Annotated in this window: 27 protein-coding genes, 1 pseudogene and 1 riboswitch; of the genes and pseudogenes, 26 read left to right on the forward strand and 2 right to left on the reverse strand. The window is 44.5% G+C overall.

Going from position 1 to position 24,185, the window contains the following annotated elements; translation table 11 throughout:
- Positions 1 to 259: 259 nt before the first annotated feature.
- The 25 genes and pseudogenes from WMO62_RS08355 (at position 260) to WMO62_RS08475 (ending at position 21,156) form a co-directional block, all read left to right on the forward strand.
- Positions 260 to 475: a FeoA family protein gene (locus WMO62_RS08355; protein ID WP_349144402.1), complete on the forward strand. Its 216-nt coding sequence runs from the start codon at positions 260 to 262 to the stop codon at positions 473 to 475.
- A gap of 29 nt (positions 476 to 504) precedes the next feature.
- Positions 505 to 726, forward strand: coding sequence for a FeoA family protein (locus WMO62_RS08360; protein ID WP_117498913.1), 222 nt, complete (start codon positions 505 to 507; stop codon positions 724 to 726).
- 84 nt (positions 727 to 810) lie between these two features.
- On the forward strand, positions 811 to 2,949 hold the full coding sequence (gene feoB, locus WMO62_RS08365) for a ferrous iron transport protein B (protein ID WP_349144403.1): 2,139 nt from the start codon (positions 811 to 813) through the stop codon (positions 2,947 to 2,949).
- 3 nt (positions 2,950 to 2,952) lie between these two features.
- Positions 2,953 to 3,099, forward strand: coding sequence for a FeoB-associated Cys-rich membrane protein (locus WMO62_RS08370; protein WP_117498917.1), 147 nt, complete (start codon positions 2,953 to 2,955; stop codon positions 3,097 to 3,099).
- On the forward strand, positions 3,072 to 3,503 hold the full coding sequence (locus tag WMO62_RS08375) for a Fur family transcriptional regulator (protein WP_349144404.1): 432 nt from the start codon (positions 3,072 to 3,074) through the stop codon (positions 3,501 to 3,503). The genes WMO62_RS08370 and WMO62_RS08375 overlap by 28 nt, the downstream gene beginning before the upstream one ends.
- A gap of 125 nt (positions 3,504 to 3,628) precedes the next feature.
- Positions 3,629 to 3,807, forward strand: a riboswitch (cobalamin riboswitch).
- A gap of 149 nt (positions 3,808 to 3,956) precedes the next feature.
- Positions 3,957 to 4,868 (forward strand): LysR family transcriptional regulator, encoded by a 912-nt coding sequence (locus WMO62_RS08380; protein ID WP_349144405.1) that lies wholly within the window; start codon positions 3,957 to 3,959, stop codon positions 4,866 to 4,868.
- 124 nt (positions 4,869 to 4,992) lie between these two features.
- Complete coding sequence (locus tag WMO62_RS08385; RefSeq protein WP_349144406.1) at positions 4,993 to 5,556, forward strand: DUF3793 family protein; 564 nt, start codon at positions 4,993 to 4,995, stop codon at positions 5,554 to 5,556.
- 19 nt (positions 5,557 to 5,575) lie between these two features.
- The gene (locus WMO62_RS08390) at positions 5,576 to 6,007 is read left to right on the forward strand and encodes a flavodoxin (RefSeq protein WP_118438762.1); all 432 of its coding nucleotides are present in this window, start codon (positions 5,576 to 5,578) and stop codon (positions 6,005 to 6,007) included.
- Between the two features lie 21 nt (positions 6,008 to 6,028).
- Complete coding sequence (locus tag WMO62_RS08395; RefSeq protein WP_117498926.1) at positions 6,029 to 6,310, forward strand: DUF2325 domain-containing protein; 282 nt, start codon at positions 6,029 to 6,031, stop codon at positions 6,308 to 6,310.
- Between the two features lie 183 nt (positions 6,311 to 6,493).
- Entirely contained in the window at positions 6,494 to 7,144 is a 651-nt protein-coding gene (locus tag WMO62_RS08400) for a flavin reductase family protein (protein WP_349144407.1), read from the forward strand.
- A complete protein-coding gene (locus WMO62_RS08405) occupies positions 7,093 to 8,559 on the forward strand; it encodes a peptidoglycan DD-metalloendopeptidase family protein (protein ID WP_349144408.1) in 1,467 nt (488 codons plus the stop codon). Before WMO62_RS08400 ends, WMO62_RS08405 begins: the two co-directional genes overlap by 52 nt.
- A gap of 35 nt (positions 8,560 to 8,594) precedes the next feature.
- Positions 8,595 to 8,810 (forward strand): hypothetical protein, encoded by a 216-nt coding sequence (locus WMO62_RS08410; RefSeq protein WP_349144409.1) that lies wholly within the window; start codon positions 8,595 to 8,597, stop codon positions 8,808 to 8,810.
- Positions 8,807 to 9,400 (forward strand): sugar O-acetyltransferase, encoded by a 594-nt coding sequence (locus tag WMO62_RS08415; protein WP_349144410.1) that lies wholly within the window; start codon positions 8,807 to 8,809, stop codon positions 9,398 to 9,400. Before WMO62_RS08410 ends, WMO62_RS08415 begins: the two co-directional genes overlap by 4 nt.
- 80 nt (positions 9,401 to 9,480) lie before the next feature.
- Positions 9,481 to 10,380 carry a helix-turn-helix domain-containing protein gene (locus WMO62_RS08420; RefSeq protein WP_349144411.1) on the forward strand — a complete coding sequence of 300 codons (900 nt, stop codon included), beginning with the start codon at positions 9,481 to 9,483 and terminating at the stop codon, positions 10,378 to 10,380.
- 85 nt (positions 10,381 to 10,465) lie between these two features.
- Positions 10,466 to 11,431: a beta-ketoacyl-ACP synthase III gene (locus WMO62_RS08425; protein ID WP_349144412.1), complete on the forward strand. Its 966-nt coding sequence runs from the start codon at positions 10,466 to 10,468 to the stop codon at positions 11,429 to 11,431.
- A 168-nt stretch (positions 11,432 to 11,599) separates the two neighbouring features.
- On the forward strand, positions 11,600 to 11,833 hold the full coding sequence (gene acpP / locus WMO62_RS08430; protein ID WP_117498946.1) for an acyl carrier protein: 234 nt from the start codon (positions 11,600 to 11,602) through the stop codon (positions 11,831 to 11,833).
- A 10-nt stretch (positions 11,834 to 11,843) separates the two neighbouring features.
- A pseudogene (gene fabK / locus WMO62_RS08435) lies at positions 11,844 to 12,782 on the forward strand (enoyl-[acyl-carrier-protein] reductase FabK); the annotation flags it as partial.
- Positions 12,783 to 12,907: 125 nt separating this feature from the next.
- A complete protein-coding gene (gene fabD / locus WMO62_RS08440) occupies positions 12,908 to 13,834 on the forward strand; it encodes an ACP S-malonyltransferase (RefSeq protein WP_118596415.1) in 927 nt (308 codons plus the stop codon).
- A gap of 2 nt (positions 13,835 to 13,836) precedes the next feature.
- Positions 13,837 to 14,580, forward strand: coding sequence for a 3-oxoacyl-[acyl-carrier-protein] reductase (fabG, locus tag WMO62_RS08445; RefSeq protein WP_118438605.1), 744 nt, complete (start codon positions 13,837 to 13,839; stop codon positions 14,578 to 14,580).
- On the forward strand, positions 14,577 to 15,812 hold the full coding sequence (gene fabF / locus WMO62_RS08450; protein WP_118438604.1) for a beta-ketoacyl-ACP synthase II: 1,236 nt from the start codon (positions 14,577 to 14,579) through the stop codon (positions 15,810 to 15,812). The genes fabG and fabF overlap by 4 nt, the downstream gene beginning before the upstream one ends.
- 52 nt (positions 15,813 to 15,864) lie before the next feature.
- A complete protein-coding gene (fabZ, locus tag WMO62_RS08455; RefSeq protein WP_117498955.1) occupies positions 15,865 to 16,290 on the forward strand; it encodes a 3-hydroxyacyl-ACP dehydratase FabZ in 426 nt (141 codons plus the stop codon).
- Positions 16,291 to 16,441: 151 nt separating this feature from the next.
- Entirely contained in the window at positions 16,442 to 17,779 is a 1,338-nt protein-coding gene (locus WMO62_RS08460; RefSeq protein WP_349144413.1) for a TrkH family potassium uptake protein, read from the forward strand.
- 19 nt (positions 17,780 to 17,798) lie between these two features.
- Positions 17,799 to 18,446, forward strand: coding sequence for a potassium channel family protein (locus WMO62_RS08465; protein WP_118510838.1), 648 nt, complete (start codon positions 17,799 to 17,801; stop codon positions 18,444 to 18,446).
- A 57-nt stretch (positions 18,447 to 18,503) separates the two neighbouring features.
- Positions 18,504 to 20,462 carry an ATP-binding protein gene (locus WMO62_RS08470; protein ID WP_349144414.1) on the forward strand — a complete coding sequence of 653 codons (1,959 nt, stop codon included), beginning with the start codon at positions 18,504 to 18,506 and terminating at the stop codon, positions 20,460 to 20,462.
- Positions 20,455 to 21,156 (forward strand): response regulator, encoded by a 702-nt coding sequence (locus tag WMO62_RS08475; protein WP_349144415.1) that lies wholly within the window; start codon positions 20,455 to 20,457, stop codon positions 21,154 to 21,156. The genes WMO62_RS08470 and WMO62_RS08475 overlap by 8 nt, the downstream gene beginning before the upstream one ends.
- Positions 21,157 to 21,251: 95 nt before the next feature.
- On the opposite strand, the gene WMO62_RS08480 is transcribed toward WMO62_RS08475, so the two are convergent.
- Both WMO62_RS08480 and WMO62_RS08485 read right to left on the reverse strand, forming a co-directional pair.
- Positions 21,252 to 21,713, reverse strand: coding sequence for an Hsp20/alpha crystallin family protein (locus WMO62_RS08480; protein WP_118438602.1), 462 nt, complete (start codon positions 21,711 to 21,713; stop codon positions 21,252 to 21,254).
- A 117-nt stretch (positions 21,714 to 21,830) separates the two neighbouring features.
- Positions 21,831 to 22,256, reverse strand: a complete 426-nt coding sequence (locus WMO62_RS08485; RefSeq protein WP_117498964.1) for an Hsp20/alpha crystallin family protein — start codon at positions 22,254 to 22,256, stop codon at positions 21,831 to 21,833.
- Positions 22,257 to 22,676: 420 nt separating this feature from the next.
- Between WMO62_RS08485 and WMO62_RS08490 the strand changes: the two genes are divergently transcribed.
- Entirely contained in the window at positions 22,677 to 24,179 is a 1,503-nt protein-coding gene (locus WMO62_RS08490; protein ID WP_349144416.1) for an ABC transporter ATP-binding protein, read from the forward strand.
- Positions 24,180 to 24,185: the final 6 nt, after the last annotated feature.

The raw sequence follows: 24,185 nt of genomic DNA on the forward strand, positions 1-24,185 counted from the left end.
TTCTGACATCATTATATCAGAAAAGCGGTTCTAACAATAGCAAAACCCCGCAAAAGCGGGGCTTTGTCTACAGTCTGAACAGGCTATCCTATGGATAGCCTGTTTTTCTTATGTTTTTCATGTGTTGAGAAAAAATATCAATAAAATGAGAAAAATTTTCAAAAGTTAGTTGACAATAATTAGTCGTGACTATATAATATGGAAACGTAAATGATAAGTCGTTTTCAATACACATACTAAAATGAAGAAAAGAGGGAGCATGATGGCATTAGCACTTATGAGTATCGGTGAAAAGCGCACTGTGCAGAGTCTTCGCGGAAAAGATGAAACACTTCGTCATCTGCAGGATCTGGGATTTGCCCCGGGCGCAGAAGTTGAATGTGTCGGAGACACACCTGGAGGAATGATTCTGATCGTCAAGGGTGTTCGTATCGCATTGGACAGAGGACTTGCGTCCAAGATCATGGTTGCCTGACGAGAACGGCAGAAGGAAGGAGAAACAAGATGCAGACATTAAAAGATGTGGCGGTTGGAAAAACTGTTTCCGTTGTCAAACTTCATGGAGAAGGCGCTGTGAAACGTCGGATCATGGATATGGGAATTACCAAAGGAACTCAGGTGTTTGTCCGTAAAGTAGCACCGCTTGGAGATCCGGTTGAAGTAACTGTCCGCGGATATGAGCTGTCTTTAAGAAAAGCTGACGCTCAGATGATCGAAGTACAGTAAGGAAAAAACTGCAAATGAAGGCTGCGTAAAGCAGCTTATTTTTAAGAATATAGGTTAGAATCTGCTAACCATGAGGAGGAAAAAATGGCTTTAAAGATTGCACTTGCCGGTAATCCAAACTGTGGTAAAACCACTCTGTTCAATGCACTGACCGGCGCAAATCAGTTCGTTGGTAACTGGCCTGGTGTTACGGTTGAGAAAAAAGAAGGAAAATTAAAGGGACATTCTGATGTAGTGATCATGGACCTTCCAGGAATCTACTCCCTGTCTCCATATACTTTGGAGGAGGTTGTAGCCAGAGGATATCTGGTATCTGAGCGTCCGGATGCGATCCTGAACATTATAGACGGAACTAACCTTGAGAGAAACCTGTATCTGTCAACACAGCTGCTGGAGCTTGGAATCCCGGTTGTCATGGCGATCAACATGATGGACGTTGTTAAGAAAAACGGTGACCAGATCTTTATTGACAAACTCAGCGAAGTACTTGGATGCAAGGTTGTTGAGATCTCTGCACTGAAAGGTACTGGAGTAAAAGAGGCTGCTGAAGCGGCAGTTCAGGCTGCACAGGCTAACAAAGCACAGCAGATCGTACATACCTTTGATAAAAAAGTCGAAGAAGCTCTGACTGCAATCGAGGCTAAGATCGGCAGCGAGGTTACAGAAGAGCAGAAGCGTTTCTTCGCTATCAAACTGTTTGAGCGCGATGACAAGATCAAAGAGCAGATGAAGAGTGCTCCAGATGTTGATAGTATTGTAGATGGCGTAGAGAAAGCAATGGATGATGACGCAGAGAGTATTATTACCAATGAGCGTTATGTATACATTTCTTCTATTATTGGAAAATGCTGCAAGAAAGCAAAAGCAGGACAGATGACCACATCTGATAAGATCGATCGGATCGTTACCAATCGTATCTTTGCTCTTCCGATTTTTGCAGTGATCATGTGGCTGGTATATTATGTGTCTGTAACGACGGTTGGTACTTTTGTAACAGATTGGACCAATGATGTGCTGTTTGGAGAGATCGTACCTCCTGCAGTAGAAGGATTCCTGACCAGCGTTGGTTGTGCTGGATGGCTGCAGAGTCTGATCCTTGATGGTATTGTTGCCGGTGTCGGAGCTGTCCTTGGATTCGTACCGCAGATGCTGGTACTGTTCATCTTCCTGGCTATCCTTGAGGACTGTGGCTACATGGCTCGTGTTGCATTTATCATGGACCGTATCTTCCGTAAATTCGGTCTGTCCGGTAAATCCTTCATTCCGATGCTGATCGGTACAGGATGCGGCGTTCCTGGTGTTATGGCTTCCAGAACTATCGAGAACGAGCGTGACCGTCGTATGACCATCATGACGACAACATTTATTCCTTGTGGAGCTAAGCTTCCGATCATCGCTCTGTTCGCAGGTGCTATCTTTGGCGGTGCTCCGTGGGTTGCACCAAGTGCATATTTTGTTGGTATCGCAGCAATTATCTGCTCCGGTATCATCCTGAAGAAAACCAAGATGTTTGCTGGTGATCCGGCTCCGTTCGTTATGGAGCTTCCGGCTTATCATATGCCGACAGTTCTCAATGTATTGAGAAGTATGTGGGAGCGTGGATGGTCCTTTATTAAGAAAGCTGGTACGGTTATTCTTTTATCCACCATCTTTATCTGGTATACTTCTACTTATGGATTTGAGAACGGCACTTACTGTGCAGTAGAAGATTTTGCAGACAGCTTCCTTGGAACAATTGGTAATGCGATCTCCTGGATCTTCATTCCGCAGGGATTCGGCAATGCAAAAGCTACTGTAGCAGCAATTACCGGTCTGGTAGCAAAAGAGAACGTAGTAGGTACCTTCGGCGTTCTGTATGGATTAGAGGAAGTTGCTGAGGATGGTGCAGAGTTCTGGGGCAGTATTGCCAAGGATTATACCGCAGTTGCAGCATATGCATATCTGGTATTTAACTTGCTGTGTGCACCATGCTTCGCAGCAATCGGAGCTATCAAGAGAGAGATGAACAATGCAAAATGGACCTGGTTTGCAATTGGATATCAGTGTCTGCTTGCTTACTGCGTATCTCTGGTGATCAATCAGGTTGGAAGTGCTATCTTCTATGGTGTATATACTCCATGGCTGATCGTTGCAATTGTACTGATCGTACTGTTCATCTGGCTGTTGGTTCGTCCGTATAAAGAAGCAACAACTCTGAATGTAAAAGTAAAGGCAAGGGCATAAAAAATGGGAACACTGGTTGTAGGACTTGTTGTACTGGCAATAGTTGTAGCAGCTGCACGCAGTATCTGGAAAGATAAGAAAAATGGAAAGAGCTGTGGAAGCTGCGGAGGAGGATGCGGAGGATGCTCCAAGTGCAAGACGAAAAACTGATTCGGACTACACGTGAAAAGGATATGATCCTGGAGAAATTTCGGAACCGTGGCATGCGGATCACGAAGCAGCGCAGGCTGATTCTTGACATTGTATTTGAACAGGACTGCACCAGCTGCAAAGAAATTTATTATCAGGCTTCTAAACGTGATAAGAATATTGGAATTGCAACGGTATACCGGATGGTAAATGCTCTGACAGAGCTTGGCGTATTTCAGACGAATGTTCCATATCGTCTGACCGGGAGATCTGCGCAGGATCCGATCAATGGCTGCCGTGTGATTCTGAAAAATCATCATGAAGTAGATTTTGATGCTGAGGAATGGAACCGGATACTGACTTATGCATTGCGCCAGAAGGGCTATCATAATGTACAGGACATAGACCAGGTGATTCTGAAATAAATAATGCGCAAAGAGAGACTATGGGTGATCCATAGTCTCTTTTTTACACAAAGACAGGAAAAAAAGGTGGACAATCCGGAGAAACTTCTATATAGTTGAAATAAAGAAAACGACGGAATTCATGATAGATTCCGGGTACTGCAAGTTCCGAAAGGATTTATAGAGAAACCGGTGTGAATCCGGTGCGGTCCCGCCACTGTGACAGGGAGCCGTTATAGATGATCCACTGGACCGGAGAGGTCTGGGAAGGACTGTAATGGTTGTGAACTGGAGTCAGGAGAACTGCTTGCAGGGAATAAGTGCTTCTTACGGCAGATAAGAACTCTTACATAGACATATCAATAAACGAGAGCAGCCATCCTGCATCTCGTCTTTGTCCGTGTATAGAAAAGAGATCAGACCTGCGCGTATGCGCAGGTTTTTATTGTATAACGTGGAGAACGGGGGAAAAATATGGATATTAAGCAGCTTCAGTATCTGGTTGTCAGCATTGACAATGGAAGTTTCAAGAAGGCGTCAGAGCTCTTATATACAACGCAGCCGCATATCAGCAAAACGATCAAATCTCTGGAGGTAGAGCTTGGCATGCAGCTTCTCAAGCGAAACGCAAGAGGTGTGGAAGCTACAGAAGAGGGACGCAAGGTATACGAATATGCCTGCAGGATCCTGGTAGATTCCGGCAAGATCCAGCATGTGCGGGAAGAAAAGGATATCCGGATGCTGAAGATTGCAGTGACACCGGATGATGAGCTGAATCATCTGTTTCGGACATTTTATGCACAGGAAGTAAAAGAAGGACTTCATGTGGAATATATGGAGCGTAATGCAGAAGAACTCCTGCGCATGGTCCATCACCATCGAGTGGACATCGGATTCCTTCTGGTGGATCAGAATCAGAAGACGGCACTTCTGCAGATGCTGGCGCACAAGCGGCTGGAATTTACGGAGATCGGGAAACGTTCGCCTGTATTACTGGCAGGACCGGAGAGCCCGTTATATGGGGCAGAGTCGGTGAGCAACAAAGAACTGCGGGAGATCAAACTGATTCAGATGGATGCAGACCAGGATATGTTTTCGATTCAACTGGTGCATGGGAAGGAAGACTATCAGTATCACAGAACTCATGGAAAGACATTGATGACTAATAGCAGGGATGTGCTGCTTGAGTTAGTCAGCAAAACTGATCTGTGCAGCATTTCTGTCTGTGGAGACAGCCGGCAGGAGACGGACAGACGAATCCGGCAGATTCCTATCAAAGGAGAGAAGGATCGGATCGTACTTGGATATGTGAAGCGAAAAAGGGATGAATTAACAGCAGAAGCAGAGAAATTTCTTGCATATATCTGTGAAAATCTGGGAAACTAAATCATGGCAGCTATGTAGTTGATAAAATCTATCAGCTGCATGGTTGCTTTTTTTAATGGAATCTGATACTATAAGTTAGCGGCAACTAATTAGAATAAACTAACCAAAGGGATCGGAGGAAGAGATGATAGAGACAATGATTGGAAACAGTATTGCGAATCAGTGTTCGCCGGTTCTTATGGATGTGAAGCCATCCAATCTTCTGATTCTTACAAGAGAGGAAGAAGAGCGGTTTCTGGAGATGGAAGACATTCCTGGAATATGGGGGATCTGTCTCCATCGGGGAGAACAGAAAAGTATCTGGCTTCTGTACCGGAAGGACAGACTGGAAGCATTGCTTCTCTGGCCGGGGACAGCAGAATTTCTGAAATCCTATGGGTATCAGACAGAAGAGAGTACACTTGACCAGATGCTTGCAAGGCTGGCGGAACGGTTTACGGAATACAAAGAAGGAAGAGCTGAATTTCCTCATGAGATGGGTGCATTTCTTGGATATCCGTTAAGTGATGTGAAAGGATTCATTGAGCATGAAGGAAAAGATTTCCTCTGCTCTGGCTACTGGAAGGTATACAGTGATGAGACAGGAGCCAAAAAGACATTTCAGCTCTATCAGGCAGTTCGGAACATGGTACTGCAGATGCTGAGCGCAGGCAGCAGTCTGTGTGAGATCAGTTGCCAGGCATATTAAAGACAGGAGGATTCTTAAAATGGGACAGATCGTAATTGTTTATTACAGCGAGACAGGTAATACTGAGGCAATGGCAAACATGGTAGCAAAAGGAGTAGAGGCAGCAGGTGCCACTGCAAAGGTTGTTCCGGTTGACGGTTTCAACGCAGAGGAGCTCAAAGGTGAGAGCGCATTTGCACTTGGTTGTCCGGCAATGGGTGACGAAGTGCTGGAAGAGGGCACCATGGAACCATTTGTTGCTGAAGTAGAGAAATTCGCATCCGGCAAGAAGATTGCATTGTTTGGTTCCTACGGATGGGGAGACGGTGAGTGGATGCGGAACTGGGTTGACCAGATGAAAAATGCAGGCGCTGATGTGATCGGAGGCGAGGATGCCATCTGTGCAGATGCACCGGATGATGAAACAGAAGCAAAATTAGTGGAACTTGGAAAACAATTAGCCGCGTGCTAGTAGAATAGGAGGAACCGTTTCATGAGTGTTGTTATCGTGGGTGGACATGACCGTATGGTATGTCAGTATATGAAAATCTGTAAAAACTATAAATGTAAGGCAAAAGTATTCACGCAGATGTCAGCCAGCATGGATAAACAGATGGGATCACCGGATCTGTTCATCCTCTTTACCAACACTGTATCTCACAAAATGGTGAAAACGGCAGTGGATGAGGCGAAGAAGAATAATGTGCAGGTGGTACGCTGTCACACAAGCAGCGGATCTGCACTGGAAAATATTCTGAAAGAGTATGTTGCTTAAGGCCACAAAGAATCCTTTATTATAAGAAATCTCCCGTCTGGAATGAAAGATTTCCAGATGGGGGATTTTTTTATGAAAAAAGTGTAAAAAAACCGTGATTTTCCTTGTCAAATGGGCTTTCAGTGCTTAAAATAAAAATGTTGTCAAAAAATCAGGACAGAATCAGAACAGGAGTATCAAAACATGGCAAAACAGTATTGGAGACCAGGGAATATGCTGTATCCGGTACCGGCAGTAATGGTAAGCTGCGGACTTCCGGATGAAAAACCTAATATCATTACGATCGCGTGGGCAGGAACCGTCTGTTCTTCACCGGCCATGGTATCTATCTCTGTGAGAAAAGAAAGATACTCTCATCATATTTTAAAAGAATCCGGTGAGTTTGTGATCAATCTGGTTACGAAGGATCTGGTGCGTGCGGCAGACTACTGCGGTGTTCGTTCTGGAAGAGATGTGGACAAATTTGCAGAGATGCATCTGACTCCATTTCCATCCAGAACCATTGCAACACCTGGAATCGCTGAGAGTCCGGTAAACATTGAATGTAAAGTGACAGAGATCAAAGAACTGGGAAGTCATGACCTGTTCCTGGCAGAAGTGACCAATGTGACGATTGAAGATAAGTATCTGAACGAACAGGGTAAATTTGAACTGAATCAGGCAGGGCTTATCACTTACTCTCATGGAGAGTACTTTACATTAGGAGAAAAAGCAGGAAGCTTTGGATATTCTGTCCGGAAGAAGTCTTCCGGCCAAAAGAACAAGGGAAAGAAAAGAAGTACATGCGGAAAAGGAAAAAATACAAAAAATTATTCGGAAGGAAATTCGAGATAAATCTGGCAGGCTGGGGCATCGGATGCTGTATGCTGATGCTATTCTGTGTACCAATCCTGGGGAATACGCTGGGAAATGAGACCACCTATAGTGAGGTATTGCTGGATGGAGAAGTCATTGGTGCAGTGGCTGATCCGGAGGAAGTGGATCAGGCATTCTTGAATGCCAGAGCAAAGATCGCCAGGGAGACTGAGGGACTGGTACTGGCCAATGTGGAGTGCAGCTTTCAGCGGGTATCGAAGCTGTTCGGAAGCACTCTGAAGGAAGAACAGCTGGAGCAGGTGATCTATGATCTGCTGCAGGAAAAAGTAAAGACTGCAAAACAGAAATATTACATGGTGAAGGTCAACGAATTTACCATCAATCTGGCGAGCATGGACGAGGTGCAGCAGCTTCTGGAAGCAGCACTGACGGCAAATGATCCAGATGGATTGTTTCAGGTACAGGTGGTATCGGATACCAGCCGCGAGTTAAACGCATTTACAGTGCAGGTGACACCGAAGGAAGAGATTGCGGATGGTGATGGCCTGAAGGCACTGGATTTTGCTGAAAAAGTCGAGATTTCGGAAGCTTATATTGATGCGGATCAGTTGACCTCTCTGGATGTGGCTATTGATGAAGTGACCAAGGAAAAAGAGAAGAATCAGACTTATGAGGTACAGTCTGGAGATACGCTTTCTGTGATCGCCAACAGCCGCGGCTATTATGTGGATGAAGTGCTGGCGCTGAACCCGGGACTTACCAGAGACGCAACTTTGCATCTGGGCGATGAGATTATTATCAGTGTGCCGGAGCCAGAGCTGTCTGTGATGAGACAGGTGCAGACAACCTATGAGGAAGATTATTACGCAGAGACTCAGTATGTAGATAATGACAGCTGGTACACCACACAGACACAAGTCCTGCAGGAAGAGGTGGCAGGACATCATGAGGTGACCATGCTGACCACATACAAGAACGATGCTCAGACGGATCAGGAAATGATCGCAGAAAATGTCATGGTGGAGCCAGTGCCGAAGATTGTGGAGAGAGGTACACAGACACCTCCGACTTATATTAAGCCGATCACGGGAGGAACCATGACCTCCACTTTCAAGTGGCGTTGGGGACGTATGCATAAAGGAATCGATTGGGCTGTGCCGAAGGGAACTGCAGTCCGTGCCTCCTGCGGAGGTACCGTTGTCAGTGCCGGCTGGTCTGGAGGATACGGTAACTGTATCACCATCCGTCATCCGGATGGTAAGATGACCCGTTATGGCCATCTGAGCAAGATTCTGGTATCCGCAGGTCAGAAAGTCGATCAGAACCAGAAGATCGCATTGAGTGGAAACACCGGTCGAAGCACCGGACCTCATGTACATTTTGAGATCCTTGTGAATGGAACTCAGGTGAATCCACTGAAATATTTGCAGTAACACTTTTAAGAGGGAATTGGGCAGCAGAAGACATTATGGATATGAAAATGCCCAAAAACAGGCGAGTTGAGAAAGAAATCTGTCGGAGATTGGGCAATCACCGCGGAATCAGACCGCAAATTCTCCAAAGCTTGAAGAAATGCGATATATATGAGAAAATAATCTCAAAACAGGAAGAAAAGGAACCATTGGAATATCAACAGGAGCAAAAACTTGTAGAAGATAAAATGTACGGAGGAACAGTATTATGACAGAATGGGAAAAGGCACAAAAAGGGTATTTGTATGATGCAAATTATGACAAGGAGATCGTAGAAGCGAGAACACGCTGTGCGGATCTATGCTATGAATTCAATAACCTGAGACCATCGGATACCGAAAAGCAGCAGGAACTCTTGAAGAAGATACTTGGAAAGATGGAAGGAACGCCGGTGATTACGGCACCATTTTACTGTGATTATGGCATAAATACTTCTGTAGGAAGGAATTTCTATACTAATCATAATGTAACGATCCTGGACTGCACGAAAGTGACGTTTGGAGATAATGTTTTTATTGCACCAAACTGTGTGTTTTCTACTGCGGGTCATGCCATCGACAGTGAACAGAGAGGTCGGGGACTGGAGATTGCACTGCCGATCACAGTGGGAGACAACGTGTGGATCGGAGCCAATGTATCTGTGCTGCCAGGTGTGACAATTGGAAGTAATACGATCATCGGTGCAGGAAGTGTGGTAAATAAAGATATTCCGGAGGGCGTTATCGCTGTTGGAAATCCTTGCAAAGTCATGCGGAAGATCACAGAGGAGGATAAGAAGAAATATCCCATATTTGAAGGATAAATTTCCTATATTCTACTCTCGGGAGGTGTTCCTTTTAGCCTTAAACGGATATACTTGCCTTAGTTAAGGGAGGTAATTCTATGGATCTTATAAAAATTGGGAAATATATTGCGGAAAAAAGAAAAGCGTTGGGACTGACTCAGAAGCAGCTTGCGGAACAGCTGGGGATGAGTGATAAGTCTGTCTCCAAATGGGAGAGGGGAATCTGTCTGCCGGATGTATCTGTCTATATGGAACTGTGCGGGATACTGGGAATCAGCATGAATGAATTTCTTGCAGGAGAAGATATCAGCGAAGAAAATATTGTAAAAATAGCAGAGGACAATCTGATTCAGGTGGCGAAGGATAGTAAGGCGAAGCAGAAAAATCTGAAGGTGATTATTGCTGTGATGCTTTTGATCACAGTCCTTATGGTGTCTGTTCTTGGAAGCATGATATTCCGGCGCTTAAGTCAGCCGCGAAATTATATGATGCCAGTTGACCGGAACAGCACAGAGATGAAGACAGCTGAGATTTTATCAGGTGTGGACGGAGCTTATCTGTTTCGGTACTCAACAAAAGATAAATGCAGGAAACTGACCATATATGTGTCAGAATATCAGTCCGGAAAACTGGTATCCAAAGAAGAGATTTTCGGGATTACTTATGATGAGATGGAGACTTCGCCGGAAGGAATCATAGCACTCATACCGGATTTTGACAATTTTGAGATCAAGACGGTTCTGACGGATTCTGATTCAAAATGTACAGCCTATGTGCCGATTCTGGAGGATGTGCTGGAGCGGGAATATTATGGACGTTCAGCAACACAGATCAAAGAGATGACACCAGTTCAGTATGATACGGAACAGGGCGTGGTGGCATTTATCTATGGAAAAGATGGCATCAGGGGATTCTCCATAGATGATGTTACAAATGAGGAATATATTTCGGACAATGATTATGTATATTATTTCTCAGTAGAGTTCAGCAAGTTTTAATATTTTTCTCATTGACAAATCTTGTTTCTCCATCTATACTCTAGTCAAATAGTTTGATAATCAAAATAAATTTGTGAGGAACAACATGAATACAAGAATAACAGGAACAGGATACAGTCTGCCTGCTTTTCGGGCGGACAATGATTATCTTGCAACACTGGTAGAGACCAGTGACGAATGGATCACGGAGAGAACTGGAATCCGTGCCCGTCATCTGGCAGGAGAAGAAACGACCGTATCCATGGCAGCGGCTGCTGCAGAGAAAGCTTTGAAGCGGGCAGGTGCAGACCCCTCAGAAGTAGAACTTCTGATCGTGGCAACTATCAGCGGCGATACAGTAACACCAAGTACGGCATGCCGGGTACAGGCACTGATCGGAGCAGACAAGGCAGTGGCATTTGACATCAATGCGGCCTGCTCAGGATTCTTATATGCTCTTCATATGGCAGATGCATGTGTAAAAAGCGGAATGTATAAGAATGCATTGCTGATCGGAGCGGAGACCTTGTCCAAACTGGTTGACTGGAATGACCGTGGAACTTGTATCTTATTTGGAGATGGGGCAGGTGCGGCATTCGTGGAAGCTACGGAAGAAGCCGGAATTTTGGCACATGAGGTTGGTAGTGATGGATCCAGATGGGAAGTACTTTCCTGTGAGGGAAGACCTAACGGCAATCCAGTCTGCAAGGCAGAAGGTCAGGAAGGCTTTTTGCAGATGAACGGCCAGGAAGTATTTAAGTTTGCGGTACGGAAAGTTCCGCAGTGCATTGACGCAGCACTCGAAAAAGCAGCACTGAAGCCGGAGGAAGTGGATCTGTATCTGCTGCATCAGGCGAACTGCCGTATTATTCAGTCGGTGGCGAAGCGACTGGGACAGCCGGAAGAAAAATTCCCGATGAACCTGAATGAGTGCGGAAATACATCCGCCGCCAGTCTGCCAATCCTGATGGCACAGCTTGATGAGCAGGGAAAACTGAACAAAGGCGATACACTGGTACTGTCTGGTTTTGGAGCAGGTCTTACCTGGGGCGCTTGTGTGATCAGATGGTAGTAATATAGTTCACACGCGCCATTCACAAAATACTTTGATAATCAAAAAATATGCTTGACAAATGTAGATGTGGAACATATACTTTGAATATCAAAATAAATAAGGCGATCCTCAGGAATGCCTTTAAGATGATTAAAATGAAAATGAAAGATTAAGGAGAATACGAACATGTTAGAGAAGATGAAAGAAATGGTAGCAGATCAGTTAAATGTAGATGCAGCAGAGATTACTGCAGAGACTTCCTTCAAAGATGATCTGGGAGCTGATTCCCTGGATCTGTTCGAGCTGGTAATGGCTCTTGAGGAAGAGTACAATGTAGAGATTCCGTCTGAGGATCTTGAGAAACTGACAACTGTAGGTGCAGTTATGGATTATCTGAAATCCAAAGGTGTAGAAGAGTAAGAACAGGCGGAGCGAAACAGATATGAAGACGAGAGTAACAGAACTTCTGGGAATTGAAAAACCGATCATCCAGGGTGGTATGGCCTGGGTTGCTGAATCTCACCTGGCAGCTGCAGTATCCAACGCAGGCGGGTTCGGTCTCATCGGAGCAGCCAATGCACCGGCAGATGTGGTCAGAAATTACATCCACGAGGCAAGAGAACTGACGGACAAGCCTTTTGGTGTAAATATCATGCTGATGAGTCCGTTTGCAGAAGATATCGCACAGCTTGTGACAGAGGAGAAGGTCGCAGCGGTTACGACCGGAGCAGGAAACCCGGAGAAATATATGGCGCAGTGGAAAGCTGCAGGTATCAAGGTGATTCCGGTAATTGCATCTGTAGCTCTCGCAAAACGGATGGAGCGTGTGGGCGCAGACGCAGTTGTTGCAGAGGGAACTGAATCCGGTGGACACATCGGTCAGGCAACAACCATGACATTGGTTCCGCAGGTGGTTGATGCAGTACAGATTCCGGTGATCGCAGCCGGAGGTATTGGAGATGGCCGTGGAATGGCGGCTGCATTCATGTTGGGTGCAGAGGCCGTTCAGATGGGTACACGTTTTTGTGTGGCTGATGAGTGTGTGATCCATGACAAGTACAAGGATCGTATCCTGAAAGCAAAGGATATCGATTCTGAGGTAACTGGAAGAAGTCATGGACATCCAGTTCGGGGATTAAGAAATAAGATGACCCGCGAGTATCTGAAACTGGAAGCAGAGGGAGCATCTTTTGAGCAGCTGGAAAATCTGACTCTTGGAGGTCTTCGCAAGGCAGTTGTGGAAGGTGATACAGATAATGGTTCTGTACTTGCCGGACAGATCGCCGGAATGATCACAAAGAGACAGAGCTGTCAGGAGATCGTGGATGAAGTGATGGATCAGGCAGAAAGACTGCTGAAAATAAAATAAGAGCTGTCAGATCATAAACAGGATTCAGACAGCTGCCGAGACAAGGGCCGCTGTGCACCAGAGTATGCGCTGCGGCCTTTCTCAAAGAATAATAGTTTGAAAATCAAAATATAGGATGGTAGGATATGAGTAAAATTGCTTTTTTATTTCCGGGACAGGGTGCTCAGTATGTTGGCATGGGAAAAGATTTTTATGAGGCGTTTCCGGTATGCCGTGAAGTGTTTGAGAAAGCTTCCAAGGCATCCGGCCTTGACATCCCGGCACTTTGCTTTGAAGAAAATGATAAACTGAACCAGACAGAGTATACCCAGATCTGTATGCTGGCTGTGGAGGCTGCGATCCTGAAAGCAGTGGAGACACAGGGGATTCAGTCTGATGTGAATGCAGGTTTAAGCCTTGGGGAGTATGGTGCTGTGATCGCCTCCGGTGTGATGAGTCTGGAAGATGCATTTCGGGTAGTCAGACAGAGAGGTATCTATATGCAGGAAGCAGTTCCTACAGGTGGAGCTATGACAGCAGTTCTCGGTCTTGATGCCAAGATCATCGAGAAAGTCTGCGAGGAAGTAGAAGGAATCGTGTCTGTTGCCAACTACAACTGCCCGGGGCAGATTGTGATCACCGGAGAAGAGAAGGCAGTAGATGCTGCGGCAGAAAAGTTGAAAGAAGCAGGTGCAAAACGTACTGTCAAACTGAATGTGAGCGGTCCCTTCCATTCAAAGATGCTTGCCGGAGCCGGTGAGAAACTGGCAGAAGAATTAAAAAATGTGGAGCTTCATGATGTGAAGGTTCCTTATCTTACAAATGTAACTGCTGACTATGTGACATCCACAGAGAACATCAAAGAACTGCTTGCCAGACAGGTATCCTCCAGTGTCTGCTGGCAGCAGTCTGTGGAGAAAATGATTGCAGACGGAGTGGATACATTTATTGAGATGGGACCTGGAAAAACACTTTCTGGATTTATGAGAAAGATCAGCCGCAATGTAACCATGTACAATATTGAAAATATGGCTGACTTTGAAAAAGTTGTGGCTGCAGTGAAGGGAGAATAAGGATGCTGGAAGGAAAGGTTGCACTGATCACCGGTGCGGCAAAAGGAATCGGTCGCGCCATCGCACTGGCAATGGCAGCAGAGAAAGCGACTGTTGTGATCAACTATAATGGCTCGAAAGAACGGGCTGAGCAGGTTCTGGAAGAGGTAAAAGCACTGGGAGCAGACGGCTGCGTGTATCAGTGTAATGTAGCAGACACTGCAGATACAGATGCCATGATCAAAGAGATCATCAAGACTTACGGACATCTGGATATTCTGGTAAATAACGCCGGAATCACCAGAGACAATCTGATCATGAAGATGTCGGAGGAAGATTTTGATGCAGTCATCAACGCAAACCTGAAAGGCTGCTTTAATACAATCAAGGCAGTGAGCCGTCAGATGCTCAGACAGCGTTCCGGCCGGATCATCAATATTACTTCTGTATCCGGTATCCTTGGAAATGCAGGACAGGCCAATTATTCTGCATCCAAAGCAGGAATCATCGGTCTTACCAGAACTATGGCCCGAGAGCTTGCCAGCCGTGGAATCACGGTCAATGGAATTGCCCCGGGTTTTGTAGATACCGATATGACAAAGGTACTGCCGGAGCAGGTGCGTGAGGCAGCGACTGCACAGATCCCGCTGGGTCGTTTCGGCCAGCCGGAGGATATTGCAAACATGGCAGTTTATCTGGCATCAGAAAAAGCGTCCTATATTACAGGACAGATCATTAGCGTAGACGGAGGCATGGCAATCGGATGAGAAGAGTAGTAGTTACCGGTATGGGTGCGATCACCCCCTTAGGATTGAATGTAAAAGAGTATTTTGATAATATTAAAGCTGGAAATCATGGATTTGGAATCATTTCCAAGTTTGATGCTGCAGAATACAAAGCACACGTGGCTGCAGAAGTAAAAGGATTTGTAGCAAAGGAGTTTATGGATTTCAAGGCAGCCAAGAGAATGGAAACATTTTCTCAGTATGCCGTAGCCGCAGCAAAAGAGGCTATGGAGCAGAGCGGTCTTGATATGAGCAAAGAAGATCCTTATCGTGTGGGCTGTTCTATCGGTTCAGGTATCGGAAGTCTTCAGGTAGTGGAAAAAGAGTACACCAAACTGGTGGAAAAAGGACCTAATCGTGTGAATCCGCTGATGGTTCCTATGATGATCTCTAATATGGCAGCAGGAAATGTGTCCATCGCTTATGGTCTGAAAGGTAAGAGTCTCAATGTGGTGACTGCATGTGCGACCGGAACCCATTCGATCGGAGAAGCTTACAGAAGCATTCAGGTGGGAGATGCTGATGTGATGCTGGCAGGCGGAACCGAGAGTTGTATCTGTCCGATCGGTGTAGCTGGTTTTGCAGCATTGACAGCTCTGTCCGGAAGTGAAGACCCGGAGCGTTGTTCCATTCCGTTCGATAAAGACCGTGACGGATTTGTCATGGGTGAAGGTGCAGGCGTGGTTGTTCTGGAAACACTTGAGCATGCTCAGGCGAGAGGCGCCAAGATCCTGGCCGAAGTGGTTGGTTATGGTGCTACCAGCGATGCTTATCACATCACTTCCCCGGCGGAAGATGGTATGGGTGCGGCCAATGCCATGAAGTGGGCAGTTCAGGAATCAGGTGCAGCTATGGAAGACATTATGTACATCAATGCACACGGAACCAGTACCCATCACAATGATCTGTTCGAGACACGTGCTATCAAACTGGCATTTGGTGAGCATGCAAAGGATATGAAGATCAACTCCACCAAGTCTATGATCGGTCATCTGCTTGGAGCAGCAGGAGCAGTGGAATTTATTACCTGTGTGAAAGAGATGGAGGAGAGCTTCGTCCATGTGACCAGAGGTCTGGAAAACCCGGATGAAGAACTGGATCTGGATTATGTACAGGGTCATGGTGTAGAGATGGAGCTTGAGTATGCGCTGTCCAACTCTCTTGGCTTCGGCGGACACAATGCAAGTATTCTGATCAAGAAGTACGCAGAGTAGATGGCAGGTAGTGACGGACAGAATGCGCTCTGGAAAGGAAGTATAGATACATATGGTAATGGATATTAAAGAAATCATGGAGACGATCCCTCATCGTCAGCCGTTTCTGCTGATCGACCGGATCGAGGAACTGGAGCCGGGAAAACGTGCTGTAGGTAAAAAATGTGTCTCCTACAATGAGCCATTTTTTAATGGACATTTTCCGCAGGAACCGGTAATGCCGGGTGTTCTGATCCTGGAAGCACTGGCACAGACCGGTGCAGTGGCCATCTTAAGCCAGCCGGAAAACAAAGGAAAGACCGTCTACTTTGGCGGCATCGATAAAGCAAAATTCAAACGGAAAGTAGTTCCGGGCGATGTACTGACTCTGGAACTTGAGATCATCAAGCAGAAAGGCCCCATCGGTATGGGAACTGCGAAAGCAACCGTAGATGGAAAAGTGGCTGTGACTGCTGAGATGACATTTGCAGTGGGATAAGAGATAGGGATATAAGAATGCTGAAGGAGTGAGCTCCTTCGGCATTTTTTCTTTATACAATCTTAATACGACAGGAAAGATACTAACACAATCTTTGAACTGTAATCGTTATAATGAGGAGATATTACAGATACAGGAGATAACACTCATTATGACAGAAGGTATATATAGAAAAAAACACCTGACATCATCTCAGGTGATTATTCTGGGATTTGCAGGAGTGATTCTGCTGGGGGCGTTTCTGCTGATGCTTCCGGTCGCATCTGCAGAAGGAGTGGCAACATCCTTTCATGAGGCATTGTTTACATCAACATCAGCAGTATGTGTTACAGGACTCGCTGTACAGGATACGGGCAGTTATTGGTCATTTTTCGGACAGACAGTCATTCTTGCGCTGATTCAGATTGGTGGTCTTGGAGTTGTGACAGTTGCAGCTGCCGTTGTCATTTTATCGGGAAGAAAAATCTCCCTTATGCAGCGAAGCACTATGCAGGATGCGATTTCAGCTCCCAAAGTGGGAGGGATTGTCAGGCTCACCAGATTCATTTTACTGGGAACATTGTTGGCTGAGGCGACAGGTGCGCTGCTTTTACTACCGGATTTTTGTAAAACATTTGGTTTCAAAGGAATCTGGATGGCTATATTTCATTCAATATCTGCATTTTGCAATGCAGGATTTGATATATTGGGAACCAAGGATCACACATTTGTATCTCTGACAGGGTATATGGGAGACCCATTGATCAATATAGTAATTATGCTGTTGATCATAGTGGGAGGAATCGGTTTCATGACCTGGGATGATATTTATATAAACAAATGGAAGCTGAAGCGTTATCGGATGCAAAGTAAAGTCATTCTTACTACGACTGTCTGGCTGATCATTCTTCCTGCAATCTTCTTTTTCTTTCAGGATTTCAGCGGATTACCGATGGAAAAACGACTTCTGATGTCTGTCTTTCAGTCAGTTACTCCGAGAACAGCCGGATTTAATACGGCAGATCTGGCTGCTATGACAGAGCCTTCGAAAGCAATTATGATATTACTGATGCTGATCGGAGGGTCTCCGGGATCAACAGCAGGAGGCATGAAGACGACAACATTTGCAGTATTAGTATTTAACGCATTTGCTACATTCCGCAATAAGGAAGATGCTGGAGTCTATGGCCGCAGAATTGAGTGCCAGACAATAAAAAATGCGTCAACGGTAGCTATGATGTATATTTTGCTATTCCTCTGTGGGGGAATTGCCATCAGTATCTGTGAAAACCAGCCTCTTTTAAATTGCCTCTTTGAAGCGGCATCTGCGGTTGGCACAGTTGGACTGACACTTGGGATCACACCGGATCTGCATATAATATCCCAAAGTATATTAATCCTGCTCATGTACCTTGGCAGGGTAGGAGGTCTTACATTAATTTATGCAATGTTTTCGGACAAAAACAGAAAAAATGCGAAATTGCCGACAGAAAAGATAACAGTGGGCTAGAAAGATGAGGAATGAGATTATGAAAAATATTTTGTTGATTGGACTTGGACGTTTTGGGAGACATATGGCAGAACAACTGAACCAGATGGGACATGAAATCATGGCAGTGGATCTGAATGAAGAACGGGTAGAAAAGGTCTTGCCATTTGTCACAAATGCGCAGATTGGTGACTGCACAGATGCAGATTATCTGAGATCATTGGGAATCAGAAATTATGATATCTGTTTTGTAGCAATTGGTGGAAGCTTCCAGAATTCACTTGAAACGACCTCTTTATTAAAAGAACTTGGTGCGAAGCTGGTGATCGCAAGAGCAGAACGCGATGTTCAGGAAAAATTCCTTCTGAGAAATGGAGCCGACAGTGTGATCTATCCAGAAAAGCAGGTGGCAAAATGGGCATCTATCCGATATGCTGACGATTATATCCTGGATTATATGGAGGTAGACGCATCACATGCCATCTTTGAAGTGGAAGTCCCGGAGCAATGGGTGGGAAAAACGATTGGCGAGCTTGATATCAGGAAGAAGTATAACATTAATATATTTGCTATGAAAAGCAATGGGAAAATAAGCATCAATATATCCGCAGACACGATGTTCACGGAGCATATCACGTTGTTGGTTCTTGGTGAATATAAAGCGATCCGTAAGTATTTTCATATTTGAAGAGACTTTTATAACATGTTATAATTTGTTCAATATCCGGAAAAGGCGGAAGAGAACATGAATGTAAATACAGAGAATGAACATATTCTGGTATGTTTGTCATCCTCTCCATCAAATAAGAATATTATCTTTACCGCTTCCAAAATGGCAAATGCATTGCAGGCACAATTTACTGCTTTATATGTGCAGACGGGAGCAAGGACCCGGTCAGAAGATAAAGAAAGGCTGGATGAGAATATTCGTTTTGCAGAGGAACTAGGAGCAGAGATTGTAATGACACATGGAGAAAATGTTCCATTGCAGATATCAGAGTATGCACAGCTGTCCAATGTTACTGAAATTGTGATTGGGCAGAGCAGTATGAAGAGGAATAATTTTTTCAGCAGAAAAACATTGACAGAAAAGCTGATCGATATTGTCCCTGATATCGATATTCATATTATACCTGATACGGTGAATGCAGAAAATTACAGAAAAGGACATTTGCCCCTGCATGTGGAGAAGCCATCGGTAAAAGAGTGTTTTCTGACGGTTCTTATCTTTGTCATCTGTACATTCATAGGACTTGTGTTTCAGAAATTTCATTTTTCAGAAGCCAATGTTGTGACCATTTATATTCTTGGGGTATTGCTTACCTCAATTTTGACAGATGGATATCTATGCAGTGTTGCAGGTTCTGTCATAAGTGTCTTTCTTTTTTGCTTTTTTCTCACCGAGCCAAGGATGTCATTTCAGACCTATGCAGTGGGATATCCGGTGACATTTGTGATCATGCTCATATCGTCTGTGCTGACAGGGACACTGGCTGCAAAACTGAAAACGCATGCCAGGCTATCAGCACAGCTGGCATTTCGCACGCAGATTCTGTTTGACACGGATCGTCTGCTGCAAAAGGCGAGAAGCCAGAAGGAGATACTTGAGATCACATGTACACAGCTGGCACGTCTGTTTGACCGCAGCATTGTAGCATATGCTGCAGTAAATGGGAGACTGGCAGAAGGACATCTGTTTTCTGAAAAAGAAAAAGCGGAAGACCAGTCCTATCTGACATTGGATGAGCAGCAGATTGCCAGATGGGTATATACGAACAAAAAGCGGGCAGGAGCAACAACGCATTATTATAAAAATTCGAAATGCTTGTATCTGGCGATTCGTATTGGAGACCAAGTATATGGAGTCGTTGGTGTTCCTGCTCAGAAAGATGTATTGGATTCGTTTGAATACAGTATTTTGCTGTCTGTGCTTAACGAATGCGCTCTTGCCATGGATAATGCCAGAAACGCAGAAGAAAAAGAAAAAAATGCAGTGATCGCAAAAAATGAACAGCTTAGAGCTGATCTGCTGCGTGCTATATCACATGATCTGCGAACACCGTTGTGCTCAATATCAGGGAATGCGGATATGCTGCTCAGTAATGGAAAATATCTGGATGAAGGAACAAGACGGCAGATCTATACGGATATTTATGATGACGCAGAGTGGCTCACAGGTGTAGTTGAGAATCTGTTGTCTATTACAAGATTGAATGACGGGAGATTAAAGTTTAAGTTTACGGATCAGCTTATGGATGAAGTGATTGCGGAAGCTTTGCGTCATATCAGCCGAAAGCATGATGATTACAAGATCATCACAGAATGTGAAGATCTTCTTCTTACGAGAATGGATGTAAGACTTATTATTCAGGTTCTTGTTAATCTGGTGGACAATGCAATAAAATATACCCCTTCTGGTTCGACAATTACAATAAGAGCTCTGAAGAAAAATGAAAAAGCGTGGATCAGTGTGGAAGATAATGGACCTGGAATTTCAGATGAGATAAAACCGCATATCTTCGAAATGTTTTTTACAGGAGGGAACAATATTGCGGATAGTCAACGAAGTCTTGGATTGGGACTTGCATTGTGTCAGTCCATTGTGGAAGCACACGGGGGAAAAATGGAATTAGAAGACAACGATCCGCATGGCTGTATCTTCTCGTTTGCATTACCATTAAGTGAGGTGATATTGAATGAATAAAGCTCTTATTCTTGTGGCAGAAGATGACCGCCCGATCAGAAATCTGATCGTAACTACGTTGAAAACTCATGATTATAAATATTTAACCGCAGAAAACGGCGCATCAGCGATTATGGAAGCATCTTCTCACAATCCGGATATTGTGTTGCTTGACCTTGGACTTCCAGATATGGAGGGGGTTGAAGTAATAAAAAAGATTCGGACATGGTCGAATCTTCCTATTATTGTAGTCAGTGCCAGAAGTGAAGATACAGACAAAATAGAGGCATTGGATGCCGGGGCGGATGATTATATTACCAAGCCATTTTCTGTAGAAGAGTTGCTTGCGCGGATACGTGTAGCACAACGCAGGTTGTCTGTCAACCAGGGGATCGATGGAAAGGAAAGCGCAGTTTTTACCAATGGAGAATTGAAAATTGACTATACAGCAGGCTGTGTTTTCTTAAGAGGAGAAGAACTTCATCTGACCCCTATTGAGTATAAACTTTTGTGCCTTTTATCACGTAATATGGGAAAAGTGTTGACTCACACTTACATTACGCAACAAGTGTGGGGAAGAAGCTCAGAAAATGATGTTGCATCTCTTCGTGTGTTCATGGCAACACTCAGGAAGAAGCTGGAAGCGGATAAAAAGGAAGTTCAATATATACAGACGCATATTGGTATCGGTTATCGAATGCTGAAAATAGAATAAATATATGAAAAATACCGGAGGGGCAAGCCCTCCGGTATTTTGTATGGAATGATGCTATAGGGAAAAGTAATGTAAATTACTTTGGGATATTCTCATTAACCTTCAATGGTAATGTATTTCTTCTGTTCTACAGCCGGTTTTGCTTCTTTCTTCGGCACGAACAGTTTCAGGATACCATGCTTGAACTCGCCCTTGATATCCTCTTCGGTAATATCATCGCCAACATAGAAGCTTCTCTGGCAGGAACCGGTGTAACGCTCACGACGGATGTATTTACCAGTCTCTTTGTCCTTGTCATCTTCATCAAGACCTTTAGCTGCACTGACGGTCAGATAACCATTGTTCAGTTCAACCTTAACTTCGTCTTTCTTGAATCCCGGCAGATCCATCTCCAGATCATAGCCATCTTTTTTCTCTTTGATATCAGTCTTCATCAGATTTGCTGCATGATGTCCATACAGTTTCTTCTCAGCCTGACGCTCTGCTCTGTCATCATAGAACGGAAAATCAAAAAAGTTATCAAATAAGTTATCATTAAAAATACTCGGCATCAACATAAGTCATTCCTCCTTGTGGAATTAAAATTATTTACTATAATTTATTTAGGGTAGCGGTGCCTTTCGACACCGCTACGGGTCAGCTGTTCTGGTGTGCCATCAGGCACAGATTACATGTCAGCCTTCAATGCTGACATATTTCTTTTCTTCAACGGCAGGTTTCGCAGTCTCTTTCGGAATGGTAAGCTTCAGAGTACCATCTTCGAATTTGGCTTTAATGTCATCCTGTTTTACACTGTCGCCTACGTAGAAGGTTCTGGTGCAGGAGCCACTGTAACGTTCCTTGCGGATGTACTTGCCATCTTTGTCTTTCTCATCCTTGTTGGAATTGGACACTGCATTGATGGTAAGGTAACCATCTTTCAACTCAGCCTGAATGTCTTCTTTCTTCACTCCCGGCAGGTTCATGGTCATCTCATAACCATCCTTGGTATCCTTCACATCTGTGGTCATCAGACCAGAGGTGTTATAATCCAAACTCTTAAACGGATCCTCAAAGAAATCATTAAAATAAGTATTTGTAAAAATGCTAGGCATCAACATAAGTCATATCTCCTTTCGGGTTCGGGATCTAAGTTCTTTCTTGTATCCCTCTTCCTTTGTTCTGTCTGTACTATAACACCTATTATTAGCAATGTCAAGAGGTGAGTGCTAATTTTTTGTGAACTTTCTGTGAAATCTTAAAAAGTCAGAAAACATGAAAACTGAAAATTGAAAATGTAAAACAGGAATTTTTGACGAAAACAGAAATGTTTAAGCAACCTGAACTTCACGTAAAATCCTTGCAAAATCAGTAATATTTTATTGACATTTTTATCATTTTCCGCTAGGATTTGTGGTAGTGATACTGGCATAGGAACGAAAAGGCAGAGACGTCAAGAAACGAAAAGTCATCTTGATATCTCTGCTTTTATTGTGTGCAAATATCACTGTAAATAACAAATGAAAGGATTTGGGTGCCACATGATGTCAGTTGAAAACATTATTGAACTGAAAGGGATCAAGAAGCGCTTTGAGGATAATTTTGAAGCGGTAAAGGACTTTAATCTCCAGGTGAAAAAGGGAGAGTTTGTGACATTTCTGGGTCCTTCCGGATGCGGAAAGACCACAACATTGCGAATGATCGCCGGATTTGATATTCCGACAGAGGGACAGATACTTTTGAATGGAAAAGAGATCAGTCAGCTGCCGCCTAATAAGCGGCCGATCAATACGGTATTTCAGCGATACGCGTTATTTCCACATCTGAATATATTTGACAATATTGCGTTTGGACTGAAGCTGAAAACAAAGACCGTTACTTATCAGAATGCATCGGGGGAGACTCTGACCCGTCAGGAGAAGCTGACCAGGGAAGAGATCCGTGAGAAGGTAAGTCATGCACTCCAGATCGTTGACCTGGAAGGCTTTGAGAAGAGGAGCATTGCAACTCTGTCCGGCGGTCAGCAGCAGCGTATTGCCATTGCCCGTGCCATTGTTAATGAGCCGGAGATCCTTCTGCTTGACGAGCCGCTGGGAGCTTTGGATCTGAAGATGAGAAAAGAGATGCAGCTGGAATTGAAGGCTATGCATAAGGAACTGGGAATCACCTTTATCTATGTAACACATGATCAGGAAGAGGCTCTGACCATGTCAGACAAGGTGGTCGTTATGTCTGACGGAAAGATCCAGCAGATCGGTACACCGGAAGAGATCTACAACGAGCCCAATACTGTATTCGTGGCAGACTTTATCGGCGAGAGCAATATTTACACCGGCCATATGAGCGGTATCAGAAAAGTTAATTTCTGTGGTGCCGAGTTTGAGTGTCTGGATGATCTGCCGACAGGGGCTAAGGTTGATGTGATCGTCCGGCCGGAGGACGTGATCATGACGGAACCGGAAAAAGGAACAATCACCGGCGTGGTGCAGTCTGTGATCTTTAAGGGAATGCATTATGAGATCATTGTAGAATCCGGAGATAATGAAGTGGTGATCCAGGGAACCAGAGGAGCTAAAGTTGGAGAAACCATCGGGATGTGTCTGGAGCCGGATGGTATCCATGTAATCCTGGCAGATACAAACCAGAATATTTATGAAGGCGAACTGACCAAGAATTACATGGTGGAATTTGCAGGCGGCGAGTACGACTGTGATGTAACCAGACTGTATCCGGGATCTACCATCAATGCAGAAGGTGTTCTGGTGGATGCATCCGGAGATGAGATCCAGACAGCTGGCGTGAAGGTAAAAGTGAAAGTTCCGGTTGAGTCTATCACAATGAGTGATGATACAGAGAATGGAGAGGGCATCTGCGGAAATATTATTTCTCTTATTTATAAAGGTGACCATTATCATTACATTGTCAGAACGAAGGATGAGTTTGATTTCCATCTTCATGATGAATATCTGTGGAATGAAAATGACTATGTCAGACTGCTGATTCCGAAGGACAGCATTGAACTTTCTCTGGCAGATGAAAACTGAAAGGAG

It is taken from the genome of Hominiventricola aquisgranensis (genome assembly GCF_040096225.1).
Classification (GTDB): domain Bacteria; phylum Bacillota; class Clostridia; order Lachnospirales; family Lachnospiraceae; genus Hominiventricola; species Hominiventricola aquisgranensis.

Coding starts and splice junctions, on each gene's coding strand:
- WMO62_RS08415 (WP_349144410.1), top strand. CDS start 8,807: ATGACAGAATGGGAAAAGGCACAAAAAGGGTATTTGTATGATGCAAAT.
- WMO62_RS08370 (WP_117498917.1), top strand. CDS start 2,953: ATGGGAACACTGGTTGTAGGACTTGTTGTACTGGCAATAGTTGTAGCA.
- WMO62_RS08480 (WP_118438602.1), bottom strand. CDS start 21,713: ATGTTGATGCCGAGTATTTTTAATGATAACTTATTTGATAACTTTTTT.
- WMO62_RS08360 (WP_117498913.1), top strand. CDS start 505: ATGCAGACATTAAAAGATGTGGCGGTTGGAAAAACTGTTTCCGTTGTC.
- WMO62_RS08465 (WP_118510838.1), top strand. CDS start 17,799: ATGAAAAATATTTTGTTGATTGGACTTGGACGTTTTGGGAGACATATG.
- fabF (WP_118438604.1), top strand. CDS start 14,577: ATGAGAAGAGTAGTAGTTACCGGTATGGGTGCGATCACCCCCTTAGGA.
- fabZ (WP_117498955.1), top strand. CDS start 15,865: ATGGTAATGGATATTAAAGAAATCATGGAGACGATCCCTCATCGTCAG.
- acpP (WP_117498946.1), top strand. CDS start 11,600: ATGTTAGAGAAGATGAAAGAAATGGTAGCAGATCAGTTAAATGTAGAT.
- WMO62_RS08375 (WP_349144404.1), top strand. CDS start 3,072: ATGCTCCAAGTGCAAGACGAAAAACTGATTCGGACTACACGTGAAAAG.
- WMO62_RS08355 (WP_349144402.1), top strand. CDS start 260: ATGATGGCATTAGCACTTATGAGTATCGGTGAAAAGCGCACTGTGCAG.
- WMO62_RS08405 (WP_349144408.1), top strand. CDS start 7,093: ATGCGGAAAAGGAAAAAATACAAAAAATTATTCGGAAGGAAATTCGAG.
- WMO62_RS08390 (WP_118438762.1), top strand. CDS start 5,576: ATGGGACAGATCGTAATTGTTTATTACAGCGAGACAGGTAATACTGAG.
- WMO62_RS08490 (WP_349144416.1), top strand. CDS start 22,677: ATGATGTCAGTTGAAAACATTATTGAACTGAAAGGGATCAAGAAGCGC.
- fabG (WP_118438605.1), top strand. CDS start 13,837: ATGCTGGAAGGAAAGGTTGCACTGATCACCGGTGCGGCAAAAGGAATC.
- WMO62_RS08425 (WP_349144412.1), top strand. CDS start 10,466: ATGAATACAAGAATAACAGGAACAGGATACAGTCTGCCTGCTTTTCGG.
- WMO62_RS08410 (WP_349144409.1), top strand. CDS start 8,595: ATGGATATGAAAATGCCCAAAAACAGGCGAGTTGAGAAAGAAATCTGT.
- WMO62_RS08470 (WP_349144414.1), top strand. CDS start 18,504: ATGAATGTAAATACAGAGAATGAACATATTCTGGTATGTTTGTCATCC.
- feoB (WP_349144403.1), top strand. CDS start 811: ATGGCTTTAAAGATTGCACTTGCCGGTAATCCAAACTGTGGTAAAACC.
- WMO62_RS08395 (WP_117498926.1), top strand. CDS start 6,029: ATGAGTGTTGTTATCGTGGGTGGACATGACCGTATGGTATGTCAGTAT.
- WMO62_RS08485 (WP_117498964.1), bottom strand. CDS start 22,256: ATGTTGATGCCTAGCATTTTTACAAATACTTATTTTAATGATTTCTTT.
- fabD (WP_118596415.1), top strand. CDS start 12,908: ATGAGTAAAATTGCTTTTTTATTTCCGGGACAGGGTGCTCAGTATGTT.
- WMO62_RS08400 (WP_349144407.1), top strand. CDS start 6,494: ATGGCAAAACAGTATTGGAGACCAGGGAATATGCTGTATCCGGTACCG.
- WMO62_RS08460 (WP_349144413.1), top strand. CDS start 16,442: ATGACAGAAGGTATATATAGAAAAAAACACCTGACATCATCTCAGGTG.
- WMO62_RS08385 (WP_349144406.1), top strand. CDS start 4,993: ATGATAGAGACAATGATTGGAAACAGTATTGCGAATCAGTGTTCGCCG.
- WMO62_RS08420 (WP_349144411.1), top strand. CDS start 9,481: ATGGATCTTATAAAAATTGGGAAATATATTGCGGAAAAAAGAAAAGCG.
- WMO62_RS08475 (WP_349144415.1), top strand. CDS start 20,455: ATGAATAAAGCTCTTATTCTTGTGGCAGAAGATGACCGCCCGATCAGA.
- WMO62_RS08380 (WP_349144405.1), top strand. CDS start 3,957: ATGGATATTAAGCAGCTTCAGTATCTGGTTGTCAGCATTGACAATGGA.